Source organism: Mucilaginibacter sp. GW821-FHT07H05 (genome assembly GCF_059418485.1).
In genome coordinates this window covers 96264-112441 of record NZ_JBWKPY010000008.1, presented here as the reverse complement: position 1 = coordinate 112441, position 16178 = coordinate 96264, and the positions used below count along the sequence as shown (strand labels likewise).

Annotated in this window: 10 protein-coding genes and 1 tRNA gene; 3 read left to right on the top strand and 8 right to left on the bottom strand. The window is 43.0% G+C overall.

What is annotated here, in order from left to right; all coding sequences use genetic code 11:
• Window positions 1-94: 94 nt before the first annotated feature.
• The 5 genes from pth to AC07M6_RS20675 all read right to left on the bottom strand — a co-directional run bounded on the left by pth (window position 95) and on the right by AC07M6_RS20675 (window position 3320).
• Entirely contained in the window at window positions 95-658 is a 564-nt protein-coding gene (gene pth / locus AC07M6_RS20695) for an aminoacyl-tRNA hydrolase (RefSeq protein ID WP_494892754.1), read from the bottom strand.
• 130 nt (window positions 659-788) lie between these two features.
• Entirely contained in the window at window positions 789-1373 is a 585-nt protein-coding gene (locus AC07M6_RS20690; protein WP_494892752.1) for a 50S ribosomal protein L25/general stress protein Ctc, read from the bottom strand.
• A 100-nt stretch (window positions 1374-1473) separates the two neighbouring features.
• Complete coding sequence (locus AC07M6_RS20685; RefSeq protein ID WP_494892750.1) at window positions 1474-2424, bottom strand: ribose-phosphate pyrophosphokinase; 951 nt, start codon at window positions 2422-2424, stop codon at window positions 1474-1476.
• 148 nt (window positions 2425-2572) lie between these two features.
• Window positions 2573-2643, bottom strand: a tRNA-Gln gene (locus AC07M6_RS20680).
• Window positions 2644-2843: 200 nt separating this feature from the next.
• The gene (locus AC07M6_RS20675) at window positions 2844-3320 is read right to left on the bottom strand and encodes a hypothetical protein (RefSeq protein WP_494892749.1); all 477 of its coding nucleotides are present in this window, start codon (window positions 3318-3320) and stop codon (window positions 2844-2846) included.
• Window positions 3321-3481: 161 nt separating this feature from the next.
• Between AC07M6_RS20675 and AC07M6_RS20670 the strand changes: the two genes are divergently transcribed.
• The 3 genes from AC07M6_RS20670 to AC07M6_RS20660 all read left to right on the top strand — a co-directional run bounded on the left by AC07M6_RS20670 (window position 3482) and on the right by AC07M6_RS20660 (window position 10738).
• A complete protein-coding gene (locus AC07M6_RS20670; RefSeq protein ID WP_494892748.1) occupies window positions 3482-6625 on the top strand; it encodes a glycosyltransferase family 117 protein in 3144 nt (1047 codons plus the stop codon).
• A 604-nt stretch (window positions 6626-7229) separates the two neighbouring features.
• Window positions 7230-9299, top strand: coding sequence for a type I restriction-modification system subunit M (locus AC07M6_RS20665; RefSeq protein WP_494892747.1), 2070 nt, complete (start codon window positions 7230-7232; stop codon window positions 9297-9299).
• Window positions 9300-9328: 29 nt separating this feature from the next.
• Window positions 9329-10738, top strand: a complete 1410-nt coding sequence (locus tag AC07M6_RS20660) for a restriction endonuclease subunit S (protein WP_494892746.1) — start codon at window positions 9329-9331, stop codon at window positions 10736-10738.
• A gap of 645 nt (window positions 10739-11383) precedes the next feature.
• Here AC07M6_RS20660 and AC07M6_RS20655 read toward each other — a convergent pair.
• The 3 genes from AC07M6_RS20655 to AC07M6_RS20645 form a co-directional block, all read right to left on the bottom strand.
• Window positions 11384-14563 (bottom strand): S41 family peptidase, encoded by a 3180-nt coding sequence (locus AC07M6_RS20655; protein ID WP_494892744.1) that lies wholly within the window; start codon window positions 14561-14563, stop codon window positions 11384-11386.
• Window positions 14564-14684: 121 nt separating this feature from the next.
• Entirely contained in the window at window positions 14685-15431 is a 747-nt protein-coding gene (locus tag AC07M6_RS20650; RefSeq protein WP_494892743.1) for a class I SAM-dependent methyltransferase, read from the bottom strand.
• A gap of 215 nt (window positions 15432-15646) precedes the next feature.
• Window positions 15647-16144 carry a serine acetyltransferase gene (locus AC07M6_RS20645; RefSeq protein ID WP_494892742.1) on the bottom strand — a complete coding sequence of 166 codons (498 nt, stop codon included), beginning with the start codon at window positions 16142-16144 and terminating at the stop codon, window positions 15647-15649.
• Window positions 16145-16178: the final 34 nt, after the last annotated feature.

The following is a 16178-nucleotide window of genomic DNA, read 5'->3' as shown; positions in this document are numbered from 1 at the left end:
ATTTGTAGTAGTAAGCAGCAAGCCTTGGTTTAAATAATTTCAGGCAGCGAAACTAAGAATTTAGTTTTATATTACCGGGATGGTAATAGAATTATTACTTGTTGTTGAATTTGGTCATCGTTAACTCGGTACCAATGGTAGCAAAACTTTTGATGATCTCGATAGAACGGTCTATCAGCGCGGGGATTTCGGGTAGTTCATCGTCATCAAAGCCGCTCAGCACATAATCAACCTGCCGGCCTTTAGGGAAGTTGTCGCCAACGCCAAAACGCAGGCGGGCGTACTGATCGGTACCCAGGGCCAGTTCAATATTTTTTAAGCCATTGTGGCCAGCGGCGCTGCCTTTGGGTTTAAGGCGTAAGGTACCTAATGGCAAAGCTATCTCATCTACTACTATCAATACATTTTCGATAGGGATCTTTAGTTCCTTCATCCAGTGATTAACGGCTTTGCCGCTCAGGTTCATGTAGGTGGTGGGTTTGATGAGGTGCAGCATGCGGCCTTTATACTTCATTTCGGTATAGTAGGCCAGGCGCATATTATAAAATTGCAGGCTTTCTTCTTTAGCCAGCTGATCCAGCACCATAAAGCCGGCGTTATGGCGTGTATCGGCATATTCACTGCCTATGTTTCCTAAACCTACTATTAAGTATTTCATAAACCCCCCAGCCCCCTAAAGGGGGAGCTATTTTATTTTTTGCAATTATACAAAAAAAGCGATGAGCCTAAACTCATCGCTTTTCCAAAAATCGGTGTAATCATTCACCAAATCGGTGAAATCATAACAATTATTTTTTACCGCTTGCCGCTTCTTGTTCTGCCTGGCGTAATGCACGTGAAGTGGTGATAGAAAGGATAGTATCTTCAGGAGCGTTAGTAATGGTTAAGTTAGGTACGCTAACTTCGCCTACACGTACTGATTTACCTACTTCTAAACCTTCGATGCTTACTTCAATGTTATCCAGGTGATCTTTAGGTAAAGCTTTAACACGCAGTTTGCGCAGCTTTTGCACTAATTTACCACCCATTTTAACACCTGGCGAAGTACCGGTTAAGCGGATTGGAATTTCCATAGTAACAGGTTTTGCAGCGTCCAGTAATAAAAAGTCAACGTGCAGCATCTGCTCGGTTAACGGGTGGAACTGCATGTCCTTAATAATAGCCTGAGATTTTGTACCGGCTATGTCTAAATCGATGAAATGAACTTCGGGGGTATAAACCGCCGGTTTCAAATCAGCTGCAGACACTGAAAAGTGGGTTTGTGTAGCCCCACCATAAAGAACTGCCGGGATTAAACCCTGGTAACGCAGCTCTTTAGCGTCTCTTTTCCCTACGTTCTCTCTTGGAGAACCGCTAATAGCAATTGATTTCATTTTTGTTATTTATTGTTAGTCCGTGGCTAAATGCCACAGTATTTTAATTCTCTTTTTTACAAAGTCTATGGACTATCGACCATGGACTATTGACTTGTTTTTAATCTACCTTAAACAACTGGCTGATCGACCCATGCTCGTTCACATTCATAATGGCACTGGCAAACAGGCTGGCTGTTGAGAGTACCCTTATTTTGTCGCATACTTCCTGATCTTTCAGCGGGATGGTATCGGTAACAATCAATTCAGATAAAACCGAGTTCTGTATCGTTTCGTAAGCCTTGCCCGATAGTACCGCGTGTGTACATACCGCGCGAACACTCGCTGCACCTTTCTCCATAATCAGTCCTGCCGCTTTAGCCAGTGTACCGGCTGTATCGCAAATATCGTCTATCAGCACAATATCCTGCCCGGTTACATCACCAATTACCGTCATCGATTCTATTTCGTTGGCGCGTTTACGGCGCTTATCGCAAATCACAACCTCGGCGTTAAAAAACTTGGCGAAGGTACGCGCCCTGTACGAACCGCCCATATCCGGCGATGCGATGGTCAGGTTTTTCAACCCCAGGCTTTTAATATACGGTACAAATATTACCGCGGCATCCAGGTGATCTACCGGGATATCAAAAAAGCCCTGGATCTGTGCAGCGTGCAGGTCCATGGTCATAATGCGGTTAATACCTGCTGCCACCAAAATGTTAGCCACCAGTTTCGATCCGATAGCCACACGTGGCTTATCTTTCCTGTCCTGCCTTGCCAGCCCAAAGTAAGGGATAACAGCGGTAACATAATGGGCTGACGCACGGCGTGCGGCATCGGTCATCATTAACAGTTCCAGTAAATTATCGGCCGGCGGGTTAGTGCTTTGTATCAAAAACACATCGCAACCGCGTACCGATTCATTAAAGTGCGGCTGAAACTCGCCATCGCTAAAACGTGAAAGAACAACGTCGCCCAGTGCATGGCCATATTTTTCAGCAATTTTGGCAGCGAGCGCCGTTGTGCCCGAGCCTGCAAATAATTTGACCGTGTTAAACTGTAAAGGCATTTTTTAATTTATTTCGGAATTCGGATGTTCGATTGCGGATTGCTCCGTAGCGTTAATAATTCAAAACCTTAATAAACGACTTCGGATTTCAAACTTTCAATTCAAGACAAATCCGAAATTGAAAATCCGAAATCCGAAATCACTTTTGTTGCCCGACCAGGATTCGAACCTAGACAAACGGTACCAAAAACCGTCGTACTACCATTATACTATCAGGCAATTCACCCTACAAAAGATACCTTTTGAAACGGATTGCAAATATAAGACGATAATTTTAAATCGAAAACTTAATTTAAAAAAATGTTTGGGGGCTTAATTTATACTTAAAAAGTGCGTTTCCGCCATTTATTGGCTCTTTTATAATAAGTTATATATAAACAGAAGGATAAAGATACACCCATATTTGCCTGGTTACAGACTTACTGCTTAATGATAGTGTCTATTTCAACATAAGAAAAGTAATATAATATTGCCAGGGAGCGTTTTTTTAACAGCAATGTATCAAAATTTAATGTTGTTTTAAACCAGCTGTTTTTATTAGCATTACTTAAATGATACCCGATCCCCACATTAGGAACAATGTATACTTTGCGTGAGCTATCATTTGTCACGTAGCCATAATTATTCATGGAATGGGCTAACAGGTTAAAAACACTCGGTCGGTTTGTCGAAAACTTTATCCCAGGCGAATATTTTGAAGTGAAAATATCATCGATACTATGATTTGCTTGCTTGTTATAGGGTACAAACACTCCTGTAATTGTACCTCCTGTTTCCGGATAAGAAAAATAAATGAACCCATTTATATTTTTAAATGAGTCGTAGGCTGGAGTTTTCGAAGGCGATGCACAACCAAATATTAGGATGATAAAAATAAGGGTTATGTAAAACTTCATATGATTGGCTGATAGATACTAAGTAAAGATAAGTTTTATAACAAACATTTGTTATTACAGGCGCTGCAACCCATCGTTAAAATATGTTAAACTATACCGATTGCTTTAAGTTTTTACTACTTTCGTCCAACTAAATCAGCACCATATTGTAATACTTCGACATGAATTATACTAAGACCAATAACATTTTCGGCTGGCTGGCCTTTTTCATAGCGTCGGCTACCTATATTTTAACACTGGAACCATCGGCCAGTTTTTGGGATTGCGGCGAATTTATTGCCTGTATATACCGCCTGCAGGTAGCCCACCAGCCTGGCGCCCCACTGTTTACCATGATAGGTAAGGCCTTCTCCCTGTTATCCATGGGCGATGTGCATAAAGTGGCCTACTGGACCAACGTTGCATCGGCCCTATCCAGCGGCGCTACCATTTTATTCCTTTTCTGGAGTATTACCATGCTGGCTAAAAAAATCCTGATCAAAAAAGAAGGCGACTATAACCTCACTAACACCATATTAATTATGGGTGCCGGTATGGTTGGCGCGCTGGCTTATACCTGGTCTGATACCTTCTGGTTCTCGGCTGTCGAGTCGGAAGTTTACGCGCAATCATCGTTGTGTACGGCTATCGTTTTCTGGGCCATTTTAAAATGGGATGCCCATGCCGATGAGCCTTATGCCGACAGGTGGCTGATATTTATCGCCTATATTATGGGCCTTTCTATCGGGATCCACTTGTTAAACTTGCTGGTTATCCCGGCTATTGCGGTGCTGGTTTATTTCCGTCGTGCAAAACAAGCTACTGCTTCGGGTACTATCTGGGCATTTTTGTTAGGCATTATTACTTTGGGCTCGGTACTTTGGGGCGTTATCCAGTACTCGGTAAAAGGCGCTGCCTATTTCGATCTGTTCTTTGTTAATACGCTTAAATTTGGCTTTGGCAGCGGTGCGGTGGTTTTCTTTGTATTGCTGATTACCGCCATTGTTTTAGGTATTTATTATACCATAAAGCCGGTTACGGCTTACATTATTGCAGCCGCTGTTATACTAATGATACTGTGTACCATTAGCGGCGGTGTGGTTGGTTTTATAGTGGGCGGCGCTGTGCTGGCCCTGCTTGAATATGTGGTTAAAGTACGCCGCAAGCGGTATGTGCTTAACATGGCGCTCATCAGCGTGTTGTTTATTTTATTCGGGTACAGCTCGTTCGTAATGCTGGTGATCCGTGCTAAAGCGGGCACTAACCTGAATAACAGCGATCCGCAGGATGCCTTTACCCTGAACAGCTATCTTAACCGCGACCAATACGGCGATACCCCATTATTATATGGCCAGTATTTTGACGCTAAGGCTATCGACCAAAAAGATGGCGCCAATATTTACCGCCGCGGCAAAACGCAATACGAGGTTGCCGGCCATAAACAGGTAACTATTTATGATCATAATACCATTTTCCCGCGGATGTATAAAGGCGAAAAACAGGATGCCGTACAGTTTTATAAAGACTGGATGCAAATGGCGCCCGATCAAAGCCCTAACCTGGTTACCAACCTGGGTTTCTTTTTAAGCTGGCAGGTAAACCAAATGTATACCCGTTACTTTTTATGGAACTTTGTTGGCCGTACCAACGAAATGGATGGCCAAAACAACAGCAGCGGTATTGATGGCAACTGGACTAATCCGTTTAAACCTAACAAAGCTTATCCCTACGCGGTAACCAAAAGCAAGGCTTATAACCGCATGTATGGCCTGCCGCTCATCATTGGTTTATTAGGCGCCGTATTCCACTTTATCCGCAGGCAAAAGGATGCGGGCATTGTAGGCTTACTATTCTTTTTTACCGGTTTGGCTATTGTATTATACCTTAACCAGGACCCGCTGCAGCCACGTGAGCGTGATTATGCTTACGCCGGATCGTTCTACGCTTTTGCGATATGGATAGGCCTGGGGGTACTTGCCCTGGCCGAATTGCTGAGCAAAAAAATGAGCCCTAAGCTGGGCGCTGTTATAGCTACCGTAGTTTGTTTATTAGCTGCGCCGGTACTGATGGCCAGCCAGGAATGGGACGATCATGACCGTTCTACCAAAACTACCCCGCGCGATATGGCTACCAATTACCTGGAATCGTGCGCGCCTAATGCTATTTTATTCAGCTATGGCGATAATGATACTTACCCGCTATGGTATGCGCAGGAAGTGGAAGGCATCCGTCCGGATGTGCGTATTGTTAACCTGAGCCTGCTGGGTACCGATTGGTATATCCGCCAGATGAAGCAAAAGATGAATGAATCGGCACCGCTGCCTATCACCATGCCCGACGAGAAATTTGAGGCCGGTGTGCGTGATGTAATCTACTACAGCGAACGTAAAATTGCAGGCGCTACCGAATTGAAGGAACTGTTCGACTTTATTACATCGGACGATGAAGCTGCTAAAGCGCAACTGTTTGAAAACAGCCCGACCATGAACTACCTGCCTACCAAAGACCTGAAAATGGCCGTTAACCCGGATCAACTGGTGAAGGAAGGTACGGTACCTGCTGCCGATAAAGACAAGATCCTGACATCTATGGAATGGAAATATCCATCAAACTATGTAACCAAGGATAACCTGGCTATGATGGATATCCTGGCCCATAACAACTGGAAACGCCCGGTATACTTTACCATTACCGTTGGTACCGAGAATATGATGGGTATGGATAAATACCTTTACAACGAAGGTTTTGCGTACCGCCTGCTGCCCTTAAAGCCCGATACGGTGGCCAATCAGCAACTGGAAGCATCAAATACCATGATCATGTATAATAACATGATGAACAAGTTTAAATGGGGTAACATGAAAAATGCTAAGTATCTGGATCATGAATCGCAAACCATGTTTTATCCGATCATCTTAAAGCAGTTCTCGTTACTGACCGATCATTTAATGAAGGAAGGTAAACCCGAACTGGCCCGCAAGGTGTTGCAAAGGTATGATGATGTAATGCCCGACCTGGTGCCTTACAGCGATGTAATAGCCCGTAAATATTACCTGGTTGAATTTGCCTATAAACTGGGCTCGACCCAATTGGCTAACAAATGGGTAAACCAAATGGATGATTATATTACCAACCTGATGGATTATACCATCAAGGCTTCGCAAAACGGATCAGGTGATCTGAATAACCGCGATATCCAGCTGAGCATGTCGGTATTGAATGGATTGGAAACACTGACCAAGGATTTCCACCAGGACGAGCTGAATAAAAAGATCAGCAGCCAGTATAAAACTTATGTAGGCAGCCTGGGCGGCGGAGTAAGATAAGTCCGCAGATCTGCAAAACAAGAAACCCCGGTTGTAACACAGCCGGGGTTTCTTGTTTTACTGCCACCCAAACCACCACCACATCATGCCGAACTTATTTCGGCACCCCACAAGCAGAGCAGCTAATAAGTTCCCTCCCTTGGGAGGGGTGCGGCTGCCTGTGCGGCGGCAGGGAGGGGTTTAGCCCTAATCCTAACCACCTTGTCATTGCGAGGTACGAAGCAATCGCGAATTAAGCAGGGCAGTTAGTCATTCATCGGCAGTCTGCTCATAGCCGCAGGGGCCTATTACTTTTGGCTTGGGCCCAAAAGTAACAAAAACCCAAGTCAAAAAAATGCTTCCACGCTCCCTGCCTTGGCAACTCCACGCCGGAGGCGGTTGCCAAGGGCATTCCCGCCAACGCCACCCCGCTTTTTTGACAGGCCCGCGCTTTATTGCTTTTAAAGTTCCCTCCCACGGGGAGGGGTGCGGTGGGCTGTGCGGCGGCAGGGAGGGGTTTAGCTAATCATAACTTCTCTGAAAAATACTTCATAAATGAAATATTTTTCAGAATAATTACTTTTAATTTGCAGACAGGTTTTACATATTCTTACAACCTATACCCATGAAACTTTCAGATATTTTAAAAGACTCCAATTATAAACTTACTCAATTTGAACACGATGACAGGGCTAAAATCAAAGCCCTTGAAGCTAGCATCACATTAAGAACAGTAAAAGAAAATCAAATACCCTATGTAAACTGCTTAGTAAGGAAAAAAGAAGTACGGCTTACGCCGGAAGAAGTGATCAGGCAACTATACGTTATGGTACTGAAAGAAGACCTTGGCTACCCAACAGACCGCATGGAGTTGGAATACGCTGTGACATTTGGAAGGGAAAAAAAACGTGCAGACATTGTAGTATTTGATAAAGACATAGTAACATCGCCGTATTTAATGATTGAGTTGAAAAAACCAAAACTTAAAGATGGTAAAGAACAACTTAAATCTTATTGCAACGCTACAGGCGCGCCTATTGGTATTTGGAGTAATGGTGATTCTATATCATTTTACCATCGAAAGGATCCCAATTATTTTGAAGATATACCTGCCATCCCACGTGCGGATCAAAAGTTATCAGAAATTCTTAAAGAGCGCTGGACTATTGATGAGTTAATGCTAAAAGACAAATTGTTCAATGAACGGAAGTCTCTTAAAGATTTAATCTTGGAAATGGAAGATGAAGTTTTAGCGAACGCCGGGGTGGATGTTTTCGAGGAATTATTTAAACTAATTTTCGCCAAGCTGTATGATGAAATGAAAAGCGGCAGAGATAAGTTAAGATATCTCGAATTTAGGAACTATGGAGATACAGAAAGCGAATTGAAAACTAAAATACAGCGATTGTTTGATTTAGCTAAAAATGAGTGGGGAGGCGTATTCACAGATGATGCCAAATTAATGCTTACTCCCTCACATCTGTCTGTGTGTGTTTCATCATTACAGGATGTCAAATTGTTCAACTCTAATTTAGATGTTGTTGATGAGGCATTCGAGTATTTAATAAATAAAAGCAGCAAGGGCGAAAAAGGACAATACTTTACACCACGCTATGTGATAGACATGTGTGTAAAGATGCTAAATCCCCAGGAGAGTGAAACTATTATTGATACCGCCGCTGGAAGTTGTGGATTTCCAGTACACAGCATATTTAAAGTTTGGAAAGACATTTCCACATCTGAAGGTAAGAAAATCAATGAACTCTTCACAACTGATAAAAAAGGAGGACGATATGAAGATTACGTTGTTAATAAAGTTTTTGCGATTGATTTTGATGAAAAGGCTGTACGGGTTGGACGTACATTAAACTTGATAGCTGGTGATGGGCAAACTAATGTTTTACATTTAAATACATTAGATTATGAAAGATGGGACGAAAAGACTGATGATGAAGATTGGATAGATATTTATAATGAGGGCTGGAAAAAATTAAAGAAATTACGTGCTGACAAAAGTAGTAATAGGGATTTTAAATTTGATATTTTAATGGCTAATCCCCCTTTTGCTGGGGACATAAAAGAAAGCAGGATATTAGCTAAATATGAATTAGGAAAAAGGGCGGACGGAAAATATCAAAATACAGTTGGAAGAGATATTTTATTTATTGAGAGAAACCTTGATTTTTTAAAACCCGGTGGTCGTATGGCAGTTGTTTTACCACAGGGCCGTTTCAATAACAGTAGTGATAAGCAAATCCGTGAATTTGTTGCTGAGCATTGTAGAATACTTGCTGTTGTTGGCTTACATGGTAATGTATTCAAGCCCCATACTGGCACCAAAACAAGTGTATTAATTGTGCAAAAATGGGATCCTGCTTTATGCCCGAAAGTTGATGATTACCCCATATTTTTTGCCACCATGAGAGAGCCCAGCAAAGATAATAGCGGTGAGAAAATATTTGTCAGGAAAAAGGATTTTCCAAAATCTGCTATACAAGAGATTCATGTCAATGCTGTTGCCGAACCAATAGATCACTATGATGCTCCTCCGCAAGATTTAGAAGAATATTTATTAGACACTCATGGTCATTTAATTGTTAAACATGATTTGTTTAATCATGATGGTTTGACGAAGGATGGAATTGCTGAGGCTTTTAAAGAATTTGCTAAAAAAGAGAAATTAAGTTTTTTTTAAATAGCCCTTTTAATGAAACCAAATACTCGGTGTTATTAAAAGGGCTCGAAATAACTGAAATAAATTTATCTACAACTTATGAAAATAAAGACTTTAGAATCGATAGCGACTTTTACACTAAAGCACCCAAAATAAACCCAATACTTAAATATCGACCTATCGGCTCTATACTGAAAGATTCACAATATGGTATTTCTATAGAAATGAATGAAGATGGTAATGGCTATCCGATTTATAGAATGAACGAAATACATCATATGTTCTGTGACTTCGAAGTTAGTAAGTCCGCTAACATATCATTTGATGAATTCAAAAAATTTGAATTAAAAGACAGGGATGTATTATTTAACCGTACAAATTCATTTGAATGGGTGGGAAGGACTGGATTATACAGGCAACAAAAAAATAAAAAATTTACGTTCGCATCATATTTGGTCCGATTTGTGCCCGATGAAACGCAAATACTCCCTGAGTATTTAACTACATTTCTAAATACGAAATATGGTATTTGGGATATTAAGAGAAGAGCCAGGCATTCAATCAATCAAACTAACGTAAATCCAGAAGAGGTAAAGGCGATTCAAATTCCTATATTCTCTATGGATTTCCAGAATATGCTCAAATCCCTATTTGATAGAGCATATCAGTATTTATCAGAATCCACTGTACTTTATACTAAAGCAGAAAATAGATTATTAGATGAAATTGGCATAAAAAATTTACAGTTGAACAACGATGCTGTAAACATAAAATCTTTTAAGGATTCTTATTTAAATACGGAGCGCTTAGATGCGGAATATTATCAAAAAAAATACGAAAGCTATTCCGATTTGATTACTGAGTATATAAATGGATACGATTTATTAAAGGTAGTTTGTGATTTAAAAGACAATAACTTTTCACCTGTTAAGGAAGTCGAGTACAAGTATATCGAGCTATCAAATATTGGAATAATGGGCGAAGTAACCGGTTGTACCGTAGCTTTCGGCGAAAATTTACCTACAAGAGCAAGACGAAAGGTAAATATTAACGATGTAATCATATCTTCAATCGAAGGGTCCTTGCCAAGTTGTGCTTTGGTGACATCTGACTATGATAATGCATTATGTTCAACAGGCTTTTATGTTATTAAATCCGATAAGATAAACTCAGAAACACTTTTAGTTTTATTTAAGTCGGAACCTATGCAAAACATTCTTAAACAGCACAGTTCAGGAACTATTTTGACGGCTGTTAACAAAAGCGATTTTATCAAAATACCAGTTCCCATTATAGCTATTCAAGCGCAAAACGAAATTTCTCAATCAATAAAAGAAAGTTTTAAATTGAAGATTGAAAGTGAGCAATTATTAGAAATAGCGAAAACAGCTGTGGAGTCTGCAATTCAATATAACGAAGATATTGGGTTAGCGTTTATTAAAAAAAAATTGAAACCCTAATGGGGCGCACGCCTGCAGCCATGTACCCTTAACACACCCAACCCCACACCCCTAAACCCGATTGACGGGAAAGCTTTTGCTTGCGGTAGCCGGCGCGGAGGGGCAAAACTTGGACAGAAAGCGGGGCTACCGGCTGCCATGAAATGCTGAACGTTCGTTTACAAGATGCTGACATTTAAGTCATTTTATGTTAACCCCGAAAAGTAGTTAAGTTACTGATTATTAATTACTTAATAAATTATAAAATTGAATTGTGTTAAGTCGTGTTAACCCCCTTTACAGGTAGGCGCAGGGTGCCCTGGTGGGCCTGTTTTGCCTGCAGGCAGACCTGTAGAACCATGGAGGGCAGGCCCGCGCGCACCCTTCGACGGGCTACCCATGATAGATTTCTTTTAAACCCAATGTCATTTCGAACGAACAAGGGATGGGTGGTGAAGTGAGTGAGGAGAAATCTTATACGGCGTAGTCATCGCTCGTATAAGATTTCTCTTTCGCCCTCCCCGCAAGCCCTGCCCTTGCTCTATCGAAATGACATCGTGGTTTTGACGTCATCCACACCCTTAAAGTCCCGCCAGGATTTGATAACTCGCAATAACGGCGCGGTGAAAAACAAAGAAGGGGCTTAACGCCCCTTCTTTGTTTAACTTATTTCAATTGTCCCATAATTTCACTGATCGCCTTATCCAGTTGCGGGTCGTTCCCGGTTAGCCTGTCGGTAAAGCCGGTTTTGATGTTGATATCGGGTTTTACGCCATTCTTCTCGATATCCTGTCCGTCCAGCGTAAAGCAGCCCCAGGCGGGTACACGGTAGCTGGAACCGTCAACCAATCCTTTGGCGCTGGTGAAAATGATCCAGCGGTAGGTTTCGGTACCAATGATCTTCCCAAGGCCTAATGCTTTAAAGCCCTGCGCGGTCATTTCGCCGTCGCTTAGGGTTTGTTCGTTCACCAGCAGGATGATGGGCTTGGCGGCCGGGCCAAAGTTTGGCTGCGAAGTTTTAGCGCCGCCGCGGTATTGCCATTGCAGGTAAGGGCGCTGCGACAGGAATTGCAGCACACCATCGTGCACGTTACCGCCGGTATTATAGCGCAGGTCCAATATCAGCGCGTCTTTTTTGTACGCGTCGTCTACCATATTCAGCATAAATTTCTCCAGCGACTGGCCCGACATATCTTTCATATAAACGTAGGCAATGCGGTTCTTGCTTTTTTGCTCCACCTCTTTTTTGTTATGGTCTATCCAGTCATCATACAGGTCGCCCCTAAACTGCCCGGATGCTTCGGGGTGGATCTTTACATTCACGCTTTTGCCGGCCCGGTCAAAGGTTAGTTCCAGTTCAGGATCAAGCGATGGTTTGGTGAAGTAGTAGTTACGGTCCATTTTTTCATTAACGCTAACACCATTCACCGCTTTCAGGCGGTCGCCCGCCTGTACGTCTATGCCTTTTTTATCGGCGTTGCTTAGTTTCAGTACGCCTGCCACTTTGTACGGATCATCGTTTTCAAAAACTATCCCGGTTTCCATGGTGCGGTAGCGCAGGTACGCCCGCTCCTCAGCGCCACCCGAGTTAAAGCCCTGGTGCGATGAATTTAATTCGCCCAGCATATCGTTCAGCAGCAGGCGCAGATCGGCACGGTTGTTTACATAAGGCACAAAGGTTTTATAATCATCGTGCACTTTAGCCCAGTTGGCGCCGTGGAAATCGCCATCGTAATAATTCTCGTCCAGTCCGGCCCAGGCCTCATCAAACATCTGGCTAAATTCGCCGGCAAGGTTACGGTCAAAATGGATATTCATGTCAATTTTATCCACCTTATTCTGGTCGAGGTTTAGCTTATAAACCGTGCCGTTAGCCAGCATATAATACTTATCGGCGGCCCTGATAATATCATACCCAAAAAAGTCGGCGCCCATTACCTTTTCGGTTTTGTTAGCTTCAAAAGGCTCGATAGTAGTACGATAGATAGCGCCGCGCCCTTCCGAATGGTTCGATCCGTAGTACACAAAGGTTTTCTCGCCCTTCTGGATCACATCCAGCGAGCGCTGCATGCCAAACGCCGGACTAATACGCTCAATGCGTTTCATCAGATCGTCGGTATCGATCACAATATCTGCAGGTGGCTTGGGTGTAGGCAGCATCGATGGTTTTTTGTCTTCGGGCTTAGTAGCGGCCAGTTTCTTTTCAACCGGGGTACTGTCTTTTTTAGCTTCGGTAAACAGATCGTTAAACTTATTCAGCCTGAAGTATTCATCAAACTTTTGCAGCGGCATCCGGTAAATATGTGAATCGCTTGCGCCATAAGGGTATTGCGGACGGGTAATTGATGAAGCAAAGAAAATATACTTGCCATCCGGCGACCATACCGGCTCGCTCTCTGTTACGCCGGTATTGGTTAGGTTAATGGCTTTCCCGGTGCTGATCTTATACACAAAAATATCCTGCTCAAAATTACGGATGGCGGTATAGATCACGTATTCGCCGTTGGGAGAAAATCCCGGCTGCGAGTTTTGAAAACCCCAAAGCTCATCCTTTACCAGGGTTTTATTCTCCAGTGTTTTCAGGTTGATCAGCCTCACTTCGTTACGGCCGCTCAGGTAAACCACCTGGCTATGGTCCTTATTCACGGTCATCAGGCGGTCGCTGCCTTTATCGGTTGTCAGTTGTTTTTCGGTACCTAAACCGTTAGCCGCTATGGTGAACAGGTTAGGGTAGCCGCCAAAAGTGCGGCAGTAGATCAGCGATTTGTTATCGGGCATCCATTTTACTTCGGTTACCCGTTCGCTGTTGCCACGCTGGATCTGCTTGATGAATTTACCTTCGGCATCGCTCACAAATAACTCCCCGCGCGATACAAAAGCCATTTTTTTGCCATCGGGCGATAAATCCATTGCTTCAATATGCCCGGCTATCTCAAATTCCTGTTCCTTAGGCAATACATTATTGCGGAAGATATTAAAGCTTAACTTTTGAGTTTTTTTAGATGCTACATCGTAAGTATATAGCTGGTAATCCTTTTCAAATACCACCGTTGCGCCGTTAGCACTTACAAAGGGGCGTTTAATAGATGTTTTAAACTCCGTTAAAGCCGTTTTTTTGCCATTGATAAAAGTGTAAAGGTTATACTCCTTATTGCCCTCGTCGGATACGAAATAAACATTGCCTTTTTGATCTACCGTAGTCCAGAAATCCTTACCCGCCCAATCGGTGTATTGCTTATAAGCTTTGGTTTTGGGATTGTACGATTTGATGTCAGGATTATAAGCGCCTTTATAATATTTACGCTGCGGGAAACGATAGCTTTCCCAGGTATCGCTAAAAAACAGTTCGCCGGTTTGGGGGTGCTCTACAACGCCGTGTATAGTATTGAAATAATTGGCGAATAACCGGGATGGCGTACCGCCGTCGCGACTTACCTTATATTCCGAAAAGCTGTTATACCTACCGGATGTAAAGTAAATGGATTTTGAGTCCCAACTCCAGGAATCTACCTCGTCGCTGGCATCGTGAAAGGTGAGTTGTTTGATATCGCCGCCGGCCATCGGCATTACATAAACATCGTTACTGCCGTACTGATTAGATGAAAAGGCCAGCCACTGCCCGTCGGGGGATACCCGCGGACTGGTTTCTTCGCCCTGCATGCCGGTAATACGGGTTGCTACGGGGTTGCTTACGTCGGCTTTCCAAAGGTCGCCTTCAAAACTGAAGATCACCGTTTTGCCGTCGGGCGTTAAGGTTGGGTTAGATGTGAAGTAAACTTCGCGGCTTTGGGCCTGCATAAAGGCAGGCAACAGCAAGGCGCACAAGAAAGGGTACAATTTTCTCATAAGCTGAATAAATATGATGTATATAATTTCAAATAATAATAATGTACGGATGGGGACGATACGCGCATCAGACTAATCCCCGCGAACTGCGCCTGCACAGCCCGCACCTGCCCCTTGCAATTTACTTAATTGCCTTCAATACAATATATGGCGAAAACACCTTTGTTTCGATAGGGACAATTTTTGTGAAGATCTTACCAGCCAGCCAAATCCCTTTTACGAGCGATTTTACAATTGTGTTCTGCTCGGCCCGGTTTTCCAGCCATACCGAGAATTTGCCGTGGTAATAAGATTCTACTTCTTTTAAGCCCAGGTCGCGGCAGCAATCGGCTAACAATTGCAGGTTCATGCTTTCAATATAGTGCTTATCGTAATTACTGCGATCGAACTGGCGTTGTACCCAGCCGTTAACACCTTTAAAATTAGGAAGGGTGACAAACAGCACACCACCGGGTTTTAAAAACTGCAGGTGACGCTTCAGGATATCCTTGGTATCGTTAAAGTGTTCTATTAAACCAAAGGAGCATACCATATCATACAGTTTTTCGGGCTGGTAAGTAAACAGGTCCGATTCAATGATATGGATATCGCCCGGCTTCAGGCCGTTCTTTTCCAGCAGGCGGTTAATGATATCCTCATCAATATAATAATCAAACAGCGTAGTATCTAAATGCTGGTATTTCTTCAAATAGGTAGAATAATAGCCGGGAAAGCCGCCCAGTTCTACAGCGTTTTTTACGCCCTTATCGGCTATCAGTTTGGCCATAATGCTGCCAAAATAATAATCGGGTTTGATATGAAATATCAGGTCTTTTTTCGATTCCCAAAAAGCCTTCCAGAAGTTACGGTCTGTTAAATTTTGCTCCATTAATTTTAATACTTATCGCTCTATCCACTCACCCCGACATCGTTTCACTCGTCGACCCTCTCTTCGCCTTTGGCGGAAAGAGGGCGGAAGTACTTTAAGACTTACGAGGTTTTTAAACCTCTTAAGTCTATTACCGTATACCCCTCTTTCCGCCAAAGGCGAAGAGAGGGTGGTCCAGCGCAGCGCAGACTGGGTGAGTTAATCGCCACAAGGCCTTACCCCAACACCCTCGCCGGGTTCCCCACTGCCACGCTATTGGCCGGTATATCCTTCACCACCACCGATCCCGCGCCTATCACTACATTATCGCCTATAGTTACATCGCCTATAATACACACGTTGGCGCCTATATCAACATTATTACCAATGCGCGGGCAGCCGCTCATGGTACCGTCGGGCAGTTTTTTGTGGCCAATGGTTACCGAATTGCGCAGCACGCAGTTATCGCCCATCACTACCTTAAAATTTACTACCAATGCCTGGCCATGATATAATATCAACCCTTTGCCTATAGTTAGTTTTCGTGGCAATTCAATACATAGCACCCATTCTACAAAAAAACGGTACCATATTAAATACGGGATAAAGATGATCTTCAGAATAGTATATTGATTAACATACTGCACCAGGCGAAACATCAGCAACACCAGCTTACCTTTAGGATTACCGCGGTTTGCCTTCCAGTCCTGGAACAAATAGCTGAAGAAATTCATTTACTCGTTGTGGTTATTATTTTGATAGTTGATG